Source organism: Antrihabitans stalactiti (assembly GCF_012932915.1).
GTDB lineage: Bacteria > Actinomycetota > Actinomycetes > Mycobacteriales > Mycobacteriaceae > Antrihabitans > Antrihabitans stalactiti.
Genome location: NZ_VCQU01000004.1, coordinates 203,577 through 222,022, shown reverse-complemented (window position 1 = coordinate 222,022; position 18,446 = coordinate 203,577). Strand labels below are relative to the sequence as shown.

Sequence of the window (18,446 nt, the reverse complement as noted above, 5' to 3'; positions counted from 1 at the left end):
CGGTGGCGCTACCGGTTGCTACTAACTGTGCTCCCACCAGCGCGGCGTCACAAGGGTCACCATCTGCGCGGCGGCGGAGCGACCGGCGTCTCCCATGCCTTGGCGTACTTGCGTTTCGAACCACCGGGATCTTTGCTCCGGTAGACGACGTACGGCCGGACCAGGTAGCCGATCGGCGCGCTGAACATATGGACCAGGCGGGTGTAGGGCCAGATCCCGATCAGCGTGAGGACGATGAGGTTGTGGACCTGGAAGCTGAGCGGCGTATTCGCCATCAGGTCGGGCTGCGGGTGGAGGCTGAACAAGCTACGGAACCAGGGCGAGACGGTCTCGCGGTAGTTGTACGGACCGCCGATCAGGTTGTTGCCCACCGTGTTCCACATACCGGTGACCAACGCCGCAGCGAGCAACACGTACATGACGACGTCGCCGCGGCTTGTCGCCTTGCGGACTGCCTTCACGGTGGTCCGCCGGTACAGCAAGATCGAGATCCCGGCGACGACCGCAATCCCCGACAGGGTGCCGCCGGTGACCGACACCAGGTGGTACATGTGCTCGGAGATGCCGAAGAACGCGGTCCAGCTTTCGGGGATCAGCAGACCCATCGCATGACCGCCGATGACGGCGAGCATGCCGAAGTGGAACAGCGGACTGCCGAGCTGCAGCAATTTGCTTTCGAACACCTGCGACGACCGCGTCGTCCAGCCGAACTGGTCGTTGCGGTAGCGCCACACGTGACCGAGCGCGAACGATGTGAAAGCGATGTAGGGGACCGTCATCCACAGCAGTTGGTTCATCGCCGGGCTCCCATGTCGGGGGTGTGCAAGGACGGATCCATCGAGAACGGCTCCAAGCCGACCTCCTCGTCGGGCGGGCCTTGTGCCGCAAGTTCTTCGATGCGACGGCGGTCGGCAGTAGTGATCGGTGGCAGGGTCGCGCAAACGGCGTCGAGAAGGTGGGCGTACGCAGAGTCGCTGTCGTGCAAGGAAAGCCGGAGCAGCTCGATCACCGGAACGTGCTCGCCGAGCAACCGCGCACCGGCCACCGAATCGATCGTCGCGGCGAACTCGAGGACCACAGCGAGGTGGTCCGGCAGCTCACCGCCGGGCATATTGCCGTCGCCGATGCCGACACCTGCGGTCTTGTACGCATGTTTGAAGCGCAGCAACGCCATTCCGCGTTTGCGGGTGTCGCCGTACGCGTAGTAGGTCAGGTGCAAACAGCTGCGGCGTTTCATGTCGAACGTCTCGACGTAGCGCTTGGCGAGCGTGATCTGCGGCGTCGTCCGTGCATGCTCGACGAACGAGGTCAACGACGATGCTGCAGGCTCGGGCAGTTCCGCTGCAGCAGAACCGAGTTGGTCAAGCATTCCCATCGTCTGCTCGGTCGGGTAGTCGAGCAGGAATGCGGCGATGCGCCAGACGATTCGTCGATCGTTGTCCGCGAGGATTTCCGGCGCCTCAGGTTTTCGTCTCGTTCGCAGGAGACTCATCCGACAGCCTCCTTCTTCGGCACAACGCCATTGGTCGACTTGCCGTCCCAGTTGAGCAGGTTCACGCGGCCGGACTTCTCTTCCGGGGCAGCGCCGTTGGTGTCCAGTGGCTGCGCGGTGAGGTTGAACTTCTCGTTCATTGCATCGAATGCCGACATGCCCGGACCGCCGTCGTTGTCGAGGCTGCAACCGGTGGCGAGGGCGTCGAGACGATGGGCGTCGCTCCCTGCGCCGTTCGGAATGACGTAGCGGTCTTCGTATTTCGCGATCGCGAGCAGTCGGTACATCGCCTCGATCTCGCCCTTCTTCAGACGGACCGACTTCGCGATCTCCGGATCGGGTTCTTCGCCGAGATTCACCGACCGCATGTGCGAGCGCATGGCTGCCAGTCGCTGCAGCGACGCCCGGACCGGACCGATCTCACCTGCCGTGAACAGTTCGGCGAGATATTCCGTCGGAATGCGCAGCGCGTCGATAGCGCCGAACAGGTTGCCCGCGTTCTCGCCGTCGTGCCCGGTCTCGGTCAGCGCGTCGACCATCGGCGACAGCGGCGGGACGTACCACACCATCGGCATCGTCCGGTATTCCGGATGCAACGGCAGGGCCAACTGGTAGTCGACGATCAGCTTGTAGATCGGCGAATCCTGGGCGGCCTGAATCCATTCCGGCCGGATGCCGGCGCGCTCGGCCTCGGCGATCACCCGTGGGTCGTGCGGGTTGAGAAACACACCGAGCTGCGACGGGTACAGGTCCTTGGGGTCTTCGACGCTCGCGGCTTCGAGCACCTTGTCCGCGTCGTAGAGCATCACGCCGATGTAGCGCAGCCGCCCGACGCACGTTTCCGAACACACCGTCGGTATGCCGACCTCGACGCGTGGGTAGCAGAACGTACATTTCTCGGCTTTGCCGGTCTTGTGGTTGAAGTAGATCTTCTTGTACGGGCACCCGGTGACGCATTGCCGCCAGCCGCGGCACTTGTCCTGGTCGACTAGGACGATGCCGTCTTCGGAGCGCTTGTAGATCGCGCCGGACGGGCACGACGCCGCGCACGATGGGTTGAGGCAGTGCTCGCAGATGCGGGGCAGGTAGAACATGAAGGTCTCTTCGAACTCGAGCTTGACCTTCTCTGAAAGCCTTTCCAGCAAAGGGTCTTTGCCGACCTGCTCCGGTCCGGAGCCGAGGTCGTCGTCCCAGTTGGCGCCCCAGGTCACCTTCGTGTTGTCACCGGTGATCAGGGACTTCGGACGAGCGACGGGAGTGGTATCCGATGGCGGCGAGCCGAGCAGGTTCGAGTAGTCGTAGGTCCATGGGTCGTAATAGTCCGAGACCGTGGGCAAATCGGGGTTGGCGAAGATCTTCAGCAGGCGCTGCAGGCGGGAACCCGTTCGGAGCGTGAGCTTTCCGCGCTTGGTGAGGGTCCAGCCACCCTTCCACTTGTCCTGGTCCTGGTACTGGCGCGGATAGCCCTGCCCGGGACGGGTTTCCACGTTGTTGAACCAGACGTACTCGACGCCGGTCCGGTTGGTCCACGCCTGCTTGCACGTCACGCTGCAGGTATGGCAGCCGATACATTTGTCGAGGTTCATCACCATCGCCATCTGGGCCATGACTCTCATCAGTACTCAACCTCCTGCGAGCGACGTCGGATCGTGGTGACCTCGTCGCGCTGGTTTCCGGTGGGGCCGTGGTAGTTCAGGGCGAACGACTGCTGCGCGTAACCGCCGATGAGGTGCGACGGTTTGATCATCAAGCGGGTCAACGCGTTGTGAATGCCGCCGCGTTTACCGGTCTTCTCCGTCCGGGGGACGTCGATCGCGCGGTCCTGGGCGTGGTACATGAACACGGTGCCTTCCGGCATCCGGTGGCTGACGATCGCGCGGGCGTTGACGACGCCGTTGCGGTTGATGCACTCGATCCAGTCGTTGTCCTTGACGCCGATCTTCGCCGCGTCGACGTCCGACATCCAGATCGCCTGTCCACCACGAGAAAGCGTGAGCATGTACAGGTTGTCCTGGTACGCGGAGTGAATCGACCACTTCGAGTGCGGCGTCAGGAATCGCACGGTGACGCCATCCTTTCCGACATCGCCGACATTCGGCTCGTTGAACAACGCCGTCATGTCCAGCGGTGGACGGAAGATCGGCAGCTGCTCGCCGAGTTCGACCATCCAGTCGTGGTCGAGATAGAAATGCTGTCTGCCGGTCAACGTGTGCCACGGCTTCAGCCGCTCGACGTTGATGGTGAACGGTGAGTACCGTCGCCCGCCGGTCTCGCTGCCCGACCACTCGGGTGACGTGATGACCGGCACCGGACGAGCCTGAGTGTCGGCGAACGTGATTCGCTTGCCCTCGTGCTCGGCGGCGAGGTCCGCAAGCTTGGTTCCGGTGCGCCGTTCGAGCGCCTCGAAACCCTCCACCGCAAGCCGGCCGTTAGTGGTGCCTGACAGCGACAGAATCGCTTCCGCCGCGTGCGTGTCCTTCGCCAGCGACGGCCGACCCGCCGCAACGCCGCTCGCGACAACGCCGTTCACACCACGCAGATACTCGACCTCAGCGTCGGGATGGGTGGTCACGCCCTTGGTCGTGAGGCCGACGGCTTCGACCATCGGTCCGAGCGCGGCCATCTTCTCGGCCACCGCCGGATAGTCCCGCTCGACGACGACGAGCCGCGGCATCGTCTTTCCTGGAATCGGTTCGCATTCACCGGCTTTCCAGTCCAGCACTCGACCGCCGGGTTGCGCGGTCGCGTCGTTGGTGTCGTGAATGAGCGGCATCGCGATGATGTCTTTTCGCACACCCAAGTGCTTCTCGGCGAGCCAGCTGAACCCACGGGCGATGCGGTGGAACGCCTCGAAGTCGGTCTTGGTCTCCCACGGCGGCGAGATCGCGGGGGAGAAGGCGTGCACGAACGGGTGCATGTCGGTGCTGGACAGGTCGTGTTTCTCGTACCAGGTCGCCGCTGGCAGCACGATGTCGGAGAACAGCGTCGTGCTCGTCATGCGGAAGTCCAACGACAACAACAGGTCCAGCTTGCCGACCGGCGCCTCTTCGCGCCACGTCACGTCCTGCGGGCGAATCCCGTACTTGTCGTCGGCGGCCACGTTCGAGTCGGTGCCGAGCAGATGGCGCAGGAAGTACTCGTTGCCCTTGGCGGACGAACCGAGCAGGTTCGCGCGCCACACGGTGAGCACTCGCGGGAAGTTCTCGGGCGCATCGGGATCCTCGCAAGCGAAGCGCAAGTGCCCGGTTTTCAGTCCGTCGACGACGTGGTCGACGCCGGACTTGCCCAGCCGCTCCGCCTCGTCGGCCAGGTCGAGTGGGTTGCGATTGAACGTCGGATACGTTGGCATCCAACCCAATCGGCTGGCCAGCGCGATATTGTCCGCCGCAGTGCGGCCGGCAAACTTGCCTCCGGCCAGGGGCGACGCCATCACCTCGGATGTAAATGGGTCGTAGCGCCATTGGTCGGTCGCGAGGTACCAGTAGATGGTGCCCTGCATCTGCCGTGCGGGCCGTTGCCAGTCCGCTGCGAATGCCAAAGTGGCCCAGCCGGTTACGGGGCGGCACTTCTCCTGTCCGACGTAGTGCGCCCAGCCGCCTCCGTTCACGCCTTGACAGCCGGTGAGCAGCGTGAGGGTGAAGAACGAGCGGTAGATCTGATCGCTGTGGAACCAGTGATTGGTACCTGCGCCCATCAGGATCATCGACCGGCCGCCGGACTTCTCCGCGTTCTCGGCGAATTCGTGTGCGATGCGTGCAGCCTGCTTGGCAGGGACGCCCGTGATCGCTTCCTGCCACGCGGGCGTGTTCGGCTGCGACGCGTCGTCGAATCCGGTGGGCCAGTCACCAGGTAGGCCGTCGCGACCGACCGAGTATTGGGCGAGCATCAGGTCGAAGACCGTCGTAACTCGTTTACCGGCAACTATTTTGGTCGGCACCCCGCGAGTGACGATGGTGGGCTGATCGGTGTCGAAGCGCGGCAACGAGATTGCTGCCGCGTCGTCGCTGCCATACAGCGTCAGCTGCGGATCGACACCCTCCAGGTCGAGATTCCATTTGCCCATGCCGGACTTCGCGAAGCGGTGACCGAGCGAGCCGCCAGGAACGTACGGGTTTCCGTCGCCGTCGAGCAGGACAGTGCGCGATTCCGCTGCCTCCGACGTATCTCCGAGATCTGCTGCGGTGAGGAACTTTCCGGGAACGAAGGTGTCGCCGTGTTCGTCGAGGGTGACGAGGAAGGGCAGGTCGGTGTACTGCTTGACGTAGGAGAGGAACTGCGGTGTCTCGCGGTCGACGAAGAATTCCTTGAGAATGACGTGGCCCATCGACATGGCCAGTGCACCATCGGTTCCCGGGTGAGCGGGCAGCCATTCGTCGGCGAACTTCGTGTTGTCGGCGTAGTCCGGGGAGACGACGACGACCTTCTGGCCGCGGTAACGGGCCTCGGTCATGTAGTGCGCGTCGGGGGTCCGCGTGACCGGGACGTTGCTGCCCCACATGATGAGGTAGCCGGCGTCGAACCAGTCCGCGGATTCGGGAACGTCGGTCTGGTCGCCGAACACCTGAGGCGAGGCGACCGGAAGGTCCGCGTACCAGTCGTAGAACGACAGCATCGAGCCGCCGATGAGCGAAATGAACCGTGCGCCAACGGCATGGCTCACCATCGACATGGCGGGAATCGGGGAGAAGCCTGCGACACGGTCCGGGCCGTACTTCTTGATCGTATGAACGTGGGCTGCCGCGGCGATTTCGGCAGCTTCCCACCACTCGGCACGGACGAATCCACCCTTGCCGCGAGAAGACTTGTACCGCTTGGACTTTTCCGGATCATCGACGATGTCGGCCCATGCCAGCACCGGATCCTTGAGACGCTCTTTTGCCTCGCGGTACATTTCGACCAGCACGCCACGGATGTACGGGTAGCGCACACGGGCGGGGGAGTAGGTGTACCAGGAGAACGATGCGCCGCGGGGGCAGCCACGCGGCTCGTATTCGGGCTTGTCGGAGCCGACGGACGGGTAGTCCGTTTGCTGCGACTCCCAGGTGATCACGCCGTCCTTGACGTAGATCTTCCACGAGCACGATCCGGTGCAGTTGACGCCGTGCGTCGACCGGACCACCTTGTCGTGCGCCCAGCGGTCGCGGTAGAAGTCGTCGGCCGAGCGCCCACCGATTTGGTGCAGCGTTCGGTTGTCGGCGGACTGCTCGCCTTTGTTGAAGTATTTTCCGACGCGCAGCAACGAGTCGCCGAAGTCGATCGTTTTGGTGGAATTGTCGTTCACGTGAGCGCCAACTTTCGAACAATTATTCGCTTCACCATGGGCTGGTTTCTCGACTGTAGGGCCGGCCTCTAGGCGCTCCAAACCGAGCGAATCCGTCGCACTTTCCGTCGAATTGGGGTGTGCGGACGTCGTAACACCGTGGTTATGTGGGGGTGGTGTTGCTCAGGTCACTTGTGTGGGCTGACCTGGGCGAAGGTTGCCGAAGCTCGCGCCTACCGCACAGTTTCGGGCGCAATGTGGGCTTTTTGTGACGTGCTGGAATCGCCGATTTTTCGTGCCGTTTACATTTGATTCGGCAGCAAAATCAATTCGACGAGATCGAGTGCTCGGGCATTCGGCGGCACGAGTGCGAGCGCGTCCCGGCCGACGAGTCCGGCGAGATGAGCCGTCCGGGTCGACGAATCGCCTTCCCATTTTCCGCCCTCGATACGGCGCACTGGCACGATGCGAGTGACCGGACCGCTCAGCTCGTCGGCGTTGATCACCGGGCCGACGAACGGCTCGCGCGGCGCCCGGTCGGTCAGGCCGTCCAAGATTGCAGGCGCCGAGATCAGCAACGTGGAAATCGCGGCGAACGGGTTGCCGGGAAGGCCGAGCACCACCCGGCCGTCGGGAAGTTCCGCCGTGATCTGTGAACCACCCGGACGGCAGCGGGCCCGTTCGACGAGCAAGCGCGCGTTTGCTCGTGCCAGAGCGGTCCGTAGCTGATCGGCCGCGCCCCGGCCGGTTGCTCCGACGATCACGATGAGCTCTGCGTCCGGCGCGGCGGCGAGGAGGTCGTCGAATGCGTTGGCGGTGTCACGAAGGTGGGCGTCGCTGGCGACACGAATTCCGCACCAGGCCAAGAAGAGTGGGAGCACCGGACCAACCGAGTCGCGGGTCTGCCCCTCGCGAAGGGGCCCGTCGCGTCGAATTTCGTCGCCGGTGACGACGACATGCGCGCGGACCGGTCCGCGAACGTCGGCCTCGGTCACCTCGCCGCTCGCAGCAGCGGACACGGTCATCGGCGTCACCGTCGAACCCGCCTGCGCGAGAACGTGACCGGGTTGCCATTCCTCGCCGACTCGGCGAACATCCGCGCGAACAGGAGTGTCCGGGAGCCGTGACAGCCGGTCGCCATCGACCGTGGCGAACTCGTCCCGCAGGACCGACGAACTTCCCTCGGGCAGATGTGCACCGGTGGCGATACGAACAGCCTCACCGATTTCCAGCCGAGCCGGACGCGTCCCGCCCGCGTAGCCGACCGCCGCGCGCAGGACCCACGGTCCGTCGCCTGCGACCGCGTAACCGTCCATCGCGGACACATCGAATCGCGGAAGCGGTTGCGTGGCATGGACCGGTGCCGCCAGCACTGCGCCGAGTGCGTCGTGCAGTGGTAAACGCCGAACAGGCAAGCGGGACAGGCCGTTACGGATGGTCGAGCGTGTACCGTCGAGATCGAGCGCAGGGGGCGGACCGAGCGAGGCGACGGCCCGGGCTACGTCCTCGTCGGTATCGCAGTCCGAAATGCCTTCCAGCCGAACAGTTTCGGAGTGATCCGGCACGAGAGACTTCATCGGAAGGTTGACCGGTGAACCGATTGCGGCCAGCCGGTCTAACAGAAATTTCTTGCGCCACACCCCGACCAGATACTGCGGCCGGCCCTCGTCGTCGATCGCATGCACCGCGTCTGCGCCCGACTCTGCGCTGCGCGTAACCAAAGCTTCTATGGCGTCGCGTCGAAGAAACGGCATGTCAGCGGCCAGTATAACGACCAGGGGGGCGTCGGTTCGGAGTTCGCGCAGACCCGCCGCGATCGCTGAGACCGGCCCGCTGCCGCGCGGATCCTCTTGCGTCTGCACTACCTCGGCAGGCAGGTCCGGGCGGTGCGGTCCGACGACGACGCGCCGCTCGCACCCGGCAACCGCGGCCAGCGCCGTCGCGAGCATCGATACCCCGCCGATCTCGATCGCCGGCTTGTCCACCCCGCCCATGCGGCTGCCACGCCCCCCGGCGAGGACGATGCTGTCTGCCCTCGCTTCGCTCGGGCGTGTTTGCGGGCCTACGACGCGCGGTCTTCCCTCGTCGCTCCGCTCGCTAGCGCTCACGGCTCGCTCCTCAGTCCAGACCGCGCGGGCCCGCAAACGGTGTTGTCCAGTCGTCGGTCCAGACTCCCATGGCACGCGGACCTCACAGGAAGCAGGTATGCGCCAGTCGGTTCTCGTCGATTCTCGCGACGTCGCGGCGGTTTTGCTGACTTCGCGTTGCCTATAGGGATCGCGAGGTCGGCAAAACGTGGGAGAAGTCAGCCTTTGGGCACGTTCTGCAGCCTGACCTGACCGCGCGCGACGGTCTTGCCGGTGTCGGTGGAGGTGATGGTCACCAGCCATAACTGCTGGACCCGGCCCTGCTGCAGCGGTTCGGCGACCACGTCGACCCGGCCGGCTTTCATCGACCGCATGAAGTCGGTGGCGTTGTGGACGCCGACCGCGAACTGGCCTTTGTCCTCCACTGCCAGGCTGGCGCCCACGCTCGCGGCGGACTCTACCGCGGTCGTGTAGACGCCGCCGTGGACGACGCCCCACGGCGTGTGGTGGTCTTCGCTGAGGTCGATATGCCCGACGACGCGGGCGCCGCTGGCTTCGTCGACGATGAATCCGGAGGCGGTGGCGAAGGCGCTGAACTGGGAGAGCTCGGAAAGTTGCATAGCTAGATGCTAACTTAGAAGTCAGAAGTTAGCTAGACTGTGCGCATGGAATGGTTGGAGACCAGCACCGACAACTGCGCGATCCAACGAACCCTCGATGTGATCGGGGAGAAGTGGACACTGCTCGTACTGCGTGAGGCGTTCAACGGGGTGCGCCGCTTCGACGACATGCGCCGTCACATGGGGGTCTCGGAACCGATTCTCGCCGATCGATTGCGCAAACTCGTTGCGGCAGGCGTACTTCGGACCGAGCCGTATCGCGAGGCCGGCAGCCGAACTCGCAACGAGTATCGGTTGACGGAAAAGGGTATGGACCTCTTTCCGATCCTGATCTCGTTGCTGCAGTGGGGCGATCGGCACTGTGCCGACGACGACGGTCCGGCGCTGGTGGTTCGGGAGCGCTCGACAGGTGAGTCGGTCGAGGCGGTAGTCCGGCCTGTCGGCTCCGGCGTGGCGCTCTCGGCGCGCGACACGGTTGCGATTATCGGTCCGGGGGCACGGCGTCGGAGTGCATGAGATCGTGGCGTGCCGAACGTAAGTCGACGCGCCCGTCGTGGATGCGCACGCCTTCTTCCGCCAGTCGCGCGAGTTGCTTGCTTGCCAGATGCGCCGCAGGCCGCCCACTAGCCCCGATGACGCGATGCCACGGTAGGTCGGCGGAGTCGGTCCGCATGATCCACCCGACGGTTCGGGGCGTGGAAAGTCCTGCGGCAGCGGCAATGTCACCGTAGGTCACGACCGCACCGCGGGGGATGGACGCGACCAACTCGCGGACGCGCTCCACCTCCGCCTCGGTCGTAGCCATTACAAGAGCTTGCGGATCACGGCGGCTGTCTCGCTAGGTTTAGCGAACGCAACCATGTGGTCGCAGTCGAAATGGTGGACCGTCAGGTTGTCGCCGAGCCGCTCGCGCAAGGCGGCCAGAAACGGCGGAGTCACGTACGACGGCTGCACCTTCATCGCCTGGACCAGAACGGTCGGCAGATCTGGTGCGGGAAGAACGAATTCGCGGGCGAGTTCGCCGTAGAAGGCGACGATCGCAGGCACGCTCATCCGCCACCCGACTCGACCGTTGCGGGTGGGAATCAGATGCTCGGCAAGTTCTGCGTCGATCAGCCGCTCGTCGACATCGCCCCACGAACCGTGCACCTTCTCCGACCGCGCCTCGGCGAGATCGGTGTAGTCCGGTGATTCGACAGTTGCCGTGGCGACTTCGAGCAATTCCGGACCTGGCAACGCGATCGCCGGATCGAGCAGTACAAGTCCGCGAACGAGCTCAGGATGCCGGGCAGCGAGATGCAGGCCTATTGCGCCGCCGAACGAATGGCCGACCAGCAGCACCGGACCACGATCGCCGATCACCTCGACGGCATCGTCGACAAGGGTTTCGAAGTTCCACGGCGGTTCCCACGGCGACCGCCCGTGACCACGCAGATCCGGCGCAATGACATGAGCCTCGGGAAGATGTTCGTTGGCGAACGACTCCCAGCGCTTGCCGTGCCCCGAGACACCGTGCAACGCCAATACTGCAGGACCGTCCGCCGGCCCGAACTCGTAGATCTGCACGCAGACCACTGTAGATCGATCGGCATGCGGGCTGCTTTGGCATTAGTTCCTTACAGTGGATGCGTGCATTCGGACTCGAATTTCGCCCCAGCCGCGGTCAGAGACACCCTCCGAGCTGGCGAGGCGCTCGCGCCGATGCAAGCGCTGTATTCCCCGAACGGTCGGTGTGCGCTGGCGTACCAGAACGACGGCAATCTGTGGTTCTACCGCGACAACGTCGCTGTGTGGTTCTCGGGAACCGGCCATCAGTCGCCAGGGCGCGTCGCGATGCAGCCCGACGGCAATCTCGTCGTCTACAACGCCGGGAACCACCCCGTGTGGAGCGCGCGCACGGACGGCAATCCGGGTAGCCATCTCGCCGTTCAGGACGACGGAAACGTGGTGATCTATCGACCCGGCGGTGGTGCGGCATGGGCGTCGTACACGAACGCACGGCCGGCGTCGGGCGACACGATCGGTTCCGACGAGGCGTTGTATCCCGGCCATGAACTCGTCTCCCAGGACGGTCGAACGATGCTCACCTTCCAGGTCGACGGCAATGTCGTCGTATACCGAGGCGGACGCGCGCTGTGGTCCTCGCGCACGGACCGACACGAACCCGGGAGGCTCGCGATGCAGCACGACGGCAACTTGGTCGCCTATGACAAATGGAACACGCCGTTGTGGAGTTCGCGGACGGACCGAAACCCGGGCAGTCGCTTGGTGGTTCAGAACGACGGCAACGTCGTGGTCTATCGACCGGTTGGTGGCGCTGCGTGGGCGACGAATACGGTGGCCCATTTTTAGTGGACGCGGCGAGCGCAGCGACGGGGAATGTGTCGGACCGGCATGGTGGACTACGTCCCATGGTTGACACGGAGCGATCGACGCGGCTGATTCCGCGTACGCCTGCGCCCGTGGCCGCGCGGGTGTGGAGCGAGGACGAGAGTCGGTTGTTTCGCGCCGATGGCACGGATGTCGGTTGGCATCCGTGGCAGGTGCTCGGCGGCCCGGGTACGGGGAAAACCTCGCTCCTTGTCGATGTCGCGATCGACCGGATTTCGGCGGGTTGCGATCCGGAGTCCGTTCTGGTGCTGACGCATTCGCGTCGCGCAGCCGCCGCGGTGCGGGAGGCGATCACATCGGGTCTGTTGGCGAGCGATGCGAATATCGCCGCAAGCGCAACGCGCCAACCGCTGGTCCGCACCGTGCACTCGTACGCATTCGCGGTCCTTCGCCTGCAGGCGGCCGCGCATGGAAATCCGCCGCCTCGGTTGCTGACGAGCGCTGAGCAAGACGCTGTGCTGCGGGAGATGCTGGCAGGCGATCTGGAAGACGGCGGCGAGATGTGGCCGGAGAAGTTGCGCCCGGCGCTCGGCATGGCGGGGTTCGCGACAGAACTTCGGGATTTGATGCTGCGCGCGGCCGAACGTGGGCTCGGTCCAGAGGATCTCGTGCGGCTCGGCCGCAAACATTCTCGCCCGGAGTGGGTGGCGGCAGGCAAGTTCGCCACACGCTACGAGCAGTCGACGCTGCTGCGCTGGTCGGTCGGTGTCGAGGCCCCCGAAGCGACGGCACCGGCTCTCGACGCAGCCGAGTTGGTCGGCGCGGCGCTGTCTGCCTTCTTTCTCGACCCCGAGTTGCTCGCGCGTGAACGTGCGCGCATCCGATACCTGCTGGTCGACGACGCCCAACATCTCGATCCACAAGCCGCACAGTTGGTCCGGCTGATCGGTACGGCGACGGCGGTCACCGCGGTCGCGGGTGATCCCGACCAGGCAGTCTTCACGTTCCGCGGTGCGGATCCAGCGTTTCTGTCCGGGTTGGCCGACTCCGAGTCCGAGCGTCGAATCATCTTGGGCGCCAATCGTCGTGCGGCTCCCGAGATCACGGAGTTGGTCGGCCGCCTTGCCGGGCGGTTGCCAGGCGTGCCGCCGCACAGAGGTGCGGTCGCAATAGACGAGGCGCCGCGCGGTGCCGCGCTGGTACACGTACTGCGCACTGTGGCGAAGGAAGCAGTGCTCATTGCAGACACCTTGCGGCGCGCGCATCTCGCCGATGGAGTGCCTTGGTCGCAGATGGCCGTGATCGTCCGGTCCGTGCCGCTGTCGGTCGCGCCGCTGCGTCGCGCTCTGGCCGCCGCGGGTGTTCCGGTCACCACCGCGTCGTCGGAGTTGCCCTTGTCACGCCAACGGGGTGCCGCGTGGCTGTTGCTCGTCCTGCGGGCGCTGCACGCCGACGATTTCTCGGGCGAAGAGGCGCTCGCGCTGCTGGCCGGTCCGCTGGGCGGTGCGGATCCGGTGAGCCTGCGCCGCATGCGCCGCGGCCTGCGCAGAGCCGAATTGGCTGCGGGTGGCGATCGCGAGTCGACCGAACTGGCCCGGTTGTTGCTGGTGTCGTCGTCGGACGACGAGTTGCTCGGTCAGCTCACCGACGTCGAGGCAGCCGCGATCCGGCGCGTGCTCAAGACCCTGGCCCGGGCGCGCAAAGTCGTCGACAACGGTGGCGGTGTCGAAGACGTGTTGTGGGCGGCATGGCAGTCCAGCGGGTTGGAGCGAAAATGGGCCACCGCGTCGAGTCGAGGAGGGACGGTCGGTGCGCAGGCAGATCGCGATCTCGACGCAGTTGTCGCGCTGTTCGACGCTGCTGCGAACTACGTCGACCGGCTGCCGAGGGCCACCCTAGAGGGCTTCGTGGATTACCTTGTGCGCCAAGAAATACCCGTCGAGTCGCGGGCGCAGGCGGTTGCCGGTGAGGCGGTCACCATTCTCAGTGCGCACTCCGCCGCTGGGCGCGAGTGGGACGTCGTCGCCGTTGCTGCTGTGCAGGAAGGGCTGTGGCCCAGTTTGCGGACGCGAGGGAGTCTGCTTGGCACGGACGCGCTGGTCGACATGACGTCCGGCGTACGGACCGTTGCAGGTGAGCGCGTCTCCCGGACCGCACCTTTGTTGGCCGACGAACGTCGGCTGCTGCTCGTGGCGTGTAGCCGTGCCCGTCGCATGCTGCTAGTCACTGCGGTCGAATCGGCTTCCGGCGATAGAGATTTGACGCCGTCGCGGTTCATCGACGAACTCCTCGGCACTGCCGGCAGCGCTGAGACCGACGAATCGATCGGTCGCTCGCGGGATGCGAACAACAGATTGCTCGCAATGACGGCGCTGGTCGCGGAACTCCGCGGGGTCGTGTGCGATGCAGAGGTCGCTGCGAATGACCCGGAACGACACCGCAGAGCCGCGGTACAACTCGCCCGGTTGGCCGATGCGGGTGTGAAATTCGCGCATCCCGACCACTGGTACGGATTGGCCGGCGCGAGCACCGACGAACCGCTGTGGGGATTCGAGGACGGGCCCGTTCCGCTGTCGCCCTCGAACGTCGACATGCTGACTCGCTGTCCACTCAGGTGGGGGCTGGAGCGAAACGGTGGCACCGACGGCCAGCACACGCGCGCGATCACGGGCACACTAGTGCACACCCTCGTACAGGCCGTGGCCGGTCGAATTCCTGTCGACGAAGTCCGAGACGCGCTCGACAAGGCTTGGGAGTCACTGGATCTGGGCTCGGACTGGTATTCGCGCAACGAACTGGAGCGCACTGGCGAGATGTTGGACAACTTCACGGCATGGTTGCAGAACTCGCGCACCGAGTTGACCGAAGCGGGGCTCGAGGTCGAGGTCGATTGTGTGCTGCCCGCGCGCGAAGAGGGCGAGCCTGCGGTCCGGCTTCGCGGTCGCATCGACCGGTTGGAGCACGACCCTGACGGTCGCCCGGTGATCATCGACGTGAAGACCGGTAAGTCGCCGACGAGCAAGCAGGATGCGCAGAATCATGCGCAGCTCGCGACCTACCAAGTTGCCGGGGCGGTCGGCGGAATTCAGGGGGAGCCGCCAGGTGCGCCGGGCGGTGGCCGCCTTGTGTTCGTTGCGAAGGCACACAACAAAGACGGTGCGACTCAGCGGATGCAGTCGGCGCTCGACGAGGCCGGTATCGAGCAGTGGCGCAACACCATTCATGAGGTGGCTGCGGCGACGCGCGGGCCGCAGTTCCTCGCCGTCGTCAACGACGGCTGCAGGCATTGTCCGGTGTCGACGAGTTGCCCTGCGCAAGACGCCGGCCGGGCGGTGACGGACCGATGAAGTCGTTGGTATCGCCGGAGACAATTGCCCAGGCGCTCGGAATGCCCTCGCCGACTCCCGAGCAGGCCGCAGTGATTGCCGCACCGCCTGGCCCGACGCTCGTCGTCGCCGGGGCAGGTGCGGGCAAGACGGAGACGATGGCGGCGCGGGTCGTGTGGATGGTGGCTAACCAGCTGGTCGAGCCGGATCAGGTACTCGGCCTTACGTTTACGAGAAAAGCCGCACAACAGCTGACGACTCGTATCCGTACCCGGCTTGCGCGGCTTGCCGGGTCTCCGCTCGTTCGCGAACTGGATCCGACAGGTCAACTTCGCACGACCATTGCGGACGCGGATCCCGAAGTCGGTACCTATCATTCCTACGCGGGCCGGCTGCTCGCCGAACACGGCCTTCTGCTCCCGATGGAGCCGTCGGCAACGTTGCTCACCCCAACGCAGTACTGGCAGCTCGCATTTCAGGAAGTCTGCGCTTGGGACGGCGAACTGGACACCGAGCGCCTACCGTCCACCGTGACGGAGGCGGTCATCGCGTTGGCGGGCCAGCTCGCCGAGCACCTCGTGGATGCCGACGATCTCCGCGAGGCCCACACCGAGCTGGAGAAGCTCGTCCACACGCTCCCTGCCGGGCCGAGGCAACGCGGCGGTCCGACCCAAGAGCTGTTGCGAATCCTCGAGACTCAGCGTGCGCGGATTGAACTGCTGCCACTGGTCGATCGACTCGACGAAGCGCTCGCCCGGCGCGGCGCGCTCGATTTCGGCCGTCAGATGTCGATGGCTGCCCGGCTGGCGTCCGAGCACACCGACGTCGGCCGCGCTGAGCGGCAACGCTTCAGGTTGGTCCTGCTCGACGAATATCAGGACACCGGTCACGCCCAACGCGTGTTGTTGTCAGCGTTGTTCGGCGGCGGCGAGGACCGGCGTCTCGCGGTCACGGCGGTCGGCGACCCGATGCAGTCGATCTATGGCTGGCGCGGTGCATCGGCGGCCAACTTGCCGCGCTTCGCCACCGACTTTCCTTGTGCACCAGGCAAACCCGCACCCACCCTGCAGCTCTCGACGAGCTGGCGCAATCCGCCCGAGGCACTCGAACTCGCGAATCTCGTGGCAGAACCATTGCGGTACAAGGGAGTTCCCGTCGACGAGCTCGTCGCTCGGCCCAACGCGATCGCCGGCGACATCCGTCTCGCGGTGACCGACACCGTGGATTCGGAACGGCATTGGATCGCGGAGCAGATCGCCCGGGAGTACGCGTCGTCGAAGGCCGCGGGCGAGGCCCCACCGACGTCGGCAGTGCTGGTGCGGCGCAATGCCGATACCGCGCCGATTGCGGAGGCGCTACGAGCCAAAGGGCTTCCAGTCGAGATTGTCGGGCTCGGCGGACTGCTCGCCACACCGGAGGTCGGCGACGTCGTGGCGATGCTGCGCCTCATTGCCGAACCGGGTGCAGGCAGTGCCGCTGTCCGTGTGCTGACCGGCGCGCGGTGGCAGATCGGCATTGCCGACCTGCGCGCCTTGTCCCGCAGGGCCAACGAGCTGTCCATCCGGCATGCCGCTGCAGGGGCGACGCTCGACGGTCCGGCCGCGTTGCACGATGCCCTGGACGACCAACTGCCAGGCGAACAGTCCGAAGACGCGGGTCTCGCCGATGCCATCGCCGACCCCGGCGGCCATGAGCGGTACTCAGCGCGCGGCTTCGCCAGAATCACCGCGCTGGCAAAGGAACTCGCGTCGCTGCGGGAACGGATCGGCCAGCCGTTGACCGAGTTGGTCGCCGAGGTCGAGCGCGTGACCGGCATCGGCGTCGAGGCGCAAGCACGGCGCAGCGGGGTCGGTTTCGGCGTCGGCCGCGAGCATCTCGATGCATTCGCCGATGTCGTCTCGGGTTACGCGAACGATTCGGCTGCGACGATCGGCGGCCTGCTGGCGTTTCTGAGTGCGGCCGACGAGGTCGAGAATGGGTTGGAGCCAGGCGAAGTGGAAGTCGCACCCGATCGCGTGCAGATTCTCACCGTCCACTCCGCGAAAGGCCTCGAATGGGAGGTGGTCGCGGTCCCGCACGTCGTGCGGGGTGTGTTCCCGTCGGCGACGGCCTCGGGCACGTGGTTGGGGGCTCTCGCCGAACTGCCACCCTCGTTGCGCGGCGACCGTGCGATCGAAGGCGAAGCAGCAGAGGGTGTTCCGGTGCTGCAGTTGGACGACCTCAACGACCGCGCCGCCCTCGACGACGCAATCAAGCGGCACAAGGCTGCACTCGGCAGGCGACGGATGGAGGAGGAGCGCAGGCTGTTCTACGTCGCTGTCACGAGAACTGAGCGCGCACTCTATGTTTCGGCCCATCACTGGGGTCAGTCCGGGGCGGAGCCGAAAGGTCCGTCGGAGTTTCTGGACGAGTTGCTGCAGGTGGTGCCGGAGAGTCGAATCCGAAAGGATCCAGCTCCCGAACCGGGTGCGACGAATCCTATGACTGAAAGCCCTGTTTCGGCGGTGTGGCCGCGGGATCCGCTCGGTAGTCGACGTACCGCGGTCGAGGCGGGCGAACACGCGGTCCGTCGGGAGATCGCGCGTCTGGTCGAGGGTGTCGAGGCCGACGACGCCGATCCCGAAGGCTGGGCGGCAGATGTAGATGCATTGCTCGCCGAACGCGCCGCCGCGCTCGACCACCGGGCCGATGTCGTACTGCCGAGCCAGCTGTCGGTGACACAGTTGGTCGACCTCAAAGCCGACCCGGACGAACTCGCTGCACGCTTGCGGCGGCCGCTTCCATATCCGCCGAATCCGTTGGCGCGGCGAGGAACCGCGTTCCACGCGTGGGTGGAACGTCGGTTCAGGGCAACCCGTCTGCTCGATCTCGACGAGCTACCCGGTGCGGCAGACACCGGAGCGAGCGCCGATACCGATCTCGTCCAGCTTCAGGACCGGTTCCTGGAATCGGTGTGGGCGGAACGGAGTCCGATCGAGGTCGAGGTGCCGTTCGAAACGTCGGTCGCGTCGACGGTCGTGCGCGGTCGCATCGACGCAGTTTTCGCCGAACCGGGTGGCGGCTGGACCGTCGTCGACTGGAAGACAGGTGCGGAGCCGTCTGCGAGCGAGGTGGACGCCGTCGTTGTTCAGCTTGCGGTGTACCGAATTGCGTGGGCGCGCTTGATTTCGTCGCAAACGGGCGAACCGGAAGCCGACGTGCTCGACCGGGTCAGTGCCGCGTTCCACTACGTGCGGTCCGGGCGCACGGTGTCACCGGACGAGCTGCCAGACATCGCGGCACTGAGTCGGTTGGTCGATGCCGCAGGTCACCTGCCAGCGGTGTGAGCCG

12 protein-coding genes are annotated in these 18,446 nt (G+C 65.5%); 4 read left to right on the top strand and 8 right to left on the bottom strand.

Annotated features, from left to right (window positions below):
• Nucleotides 1-56 precede the first annotated feature (56 nt).
• From narI to FGL95_RS13310, 6 genes are all read right to left on the bottom strand, one after another.
• Entirely contained in the window at nucleotides 57-797 is a 741-nt protein-coding gene (gene narI / locus FGL95_RS13335; RefSeq protein ID WP_169587482.1) for a respiratory nitrate reductase subunit gamma, read from the bottom strand.
• Nucleotides 794-1,492 carry a nitrate reductase molybdenum cofactor assembly chaperone gene (gene narJ / locus FGL95_RS13330; protein ID WP_169587480.1) on the bottom strand — a complete coding sequence of 233 codons (699 nt, stop codon included), beginning with the start codon at nucleotides 1,490-1,492 and terminating at the stop codon, nucleotides 794-796. Before narJ ends, narI begins: the two co-directional genes overlap by 4 nt.
• Nucleotides 1,489-3,108, bottom strand: a complete 1,620-nt coding sequence (gene narH, locus FGL95_RS13325; RefSeq protein ID WP_169587478.1) for a nitrate reductase subunit beta — start codon at nucleotides 3,106-3,108, stop codon at nucleotides 1,489-1,491. The genes narJ and narH overlap by 4 nt, the downstream gene beginning before the upstream one ends.
• Complete coding sequence (locus FGL95_RS13320) at nucleotides 3,108-6,773, bottom strand: nitrate reductase subunit alpha (RefSeq protein ID WP_338079849.1); 3,666 nt, start codon at nucleotides 6,771-6,773, stop codon at nucleotides 3,108-3,110. The genes narH and FGL95_RS13320 overlap by 1 nt, the downstream gene beginning before the upstream one ends.
• 281 nt (nucleotides 6,774-7,054) lie before the next feature.
• Nucleotides 7,055-8,860, bottom strand: a complete 1,806-nt coding sequence (locus FGL95_RS13315) for an NTP transferase domain-containing protein (RefSeq protein WP_338079848.1) — start codon at nucleotides 8,858-8,860, stop codon at nucleotides 7,055-7,057.
• A gap of 197 nt (nucleotides 8,861-9,057) precedes the next feature.
• Complete coding sequence (locus FGL95_RS13310; protein ID WP_169587473.1) at nucleotides 9,058-9,459, bottom strand: PaaI family thioesterase; 402 nt, start codon at nucleotides 9,457-9,459, stop codon at nucleotides 9,058-9,060.
• Between the two features lie 45 nt (nucleotides 9,460-9,504).
• Here FGL95_RS13310 and FGL95_RS13305 point away from each other — a divergent pair, with 45 nt between their 5' ends.
• Nucleotides 9,505-9,975, top strand: coding sequence for a winged helix-turn-helix transcriptional regulator (locus FGL95_RS13305; RefSeq protein WP_169587471.1), 471 nt, complete (start codon nucleotides 9,505-9,507; stop codon nucleotides 9,973-9,975).
• On the opposite strand, the gene FGL95_RS13300 is transcribed toward FGL95_RS13305, so the two are convergent.
• Together FGL95_RS13300 and FGL95_RS13295 are read right to left on the bottom strand one after the other, a co-directional pair.
• Nucleotides 9,941-10,264 carry an MGMT family protein gene (locus FGL95_RS13300; RefSeq protein ID WP_169587469.1) on the bottom strand — a complete coding sequence of 108 codons (324 nt, stop codon included), beginning with the start codon at nucleotides 10,262-10,264 and terminating at the stop codon, nucleotides 9,941-9,943. The genes FGL95_RS13305 and FGL95_RS13300 overlap by 35 nt on opposite strands.
• Nucleotides 10,264-11,034: an alpha/beta fold hydrolase gene (locus FGL95_RS13295; RefSeq protein ID WP_338079847.1), complete on the bottom strand. Its 771-nt coding sequence runs from the start codon at nucleotides 11,032-11,034 to the stop codon at nucleotides 10,264-10,266. The genes FGL95_RS13300 and FGL95_RS13295 overlap by 1 nt, the downstream gene beginning before the upstream one ends.
• Before the next feature lie 54 nt (nucleotides 11,035-11,088).
• On the opposite strand from FGL95_RS13295, the gene FGL95_RS13290 reads away from it, so the two are divergent.
• From FGL95_RS13290 to FGL95_RS13280, 3 genes are read left to right on the top strand one after another with little or no spacing between them, the layout of a single operon-like run.
• The gene (locus tag FGL95_RS13290; RefSeq protein ID WP_169587467.1) at nucleotides 11,089-11,811 is read left to right on the top strand and encodes a curculin domain-containing protein; all 723 of its coding nucleotides are present in this window, start codon (nucleotides 11,089-11,091) and stop codon (nucleotides 11,809-11,811) included.
• Between the two features lie 59 nt (nucleotides 11,812-11,870).
• A complete protein-coding gene (locus tag FGL95_RS13285; RefSeq protein WP_169587465.1) occupies nucleotides 11,871-15,137 on the top strand; it encodes an ATP-dependent helicase in 3,267 nt (1,088 codons plus the stop codon).
• Nucleotides 15,134-18,442 carry an ATP-dependent helicase gene (locus FGL95_RS13280; protein WP_169587463.1) on the top strand — a complete coding sequence of 1,103 codons (3,309 nt, stop codon included), beginning with the start codon at nucleotides 15,134-15,136 and terminating at the stop codon, nucleotides 18,440-18,442. The genes FGL95_RS13285 and FGL95_RS13280 overlap by 4 nt, the downstream gene beginning before the upstream one ends.
• Nucleotides 18,443-18,446: the final 4 nt, after the last annotated feature.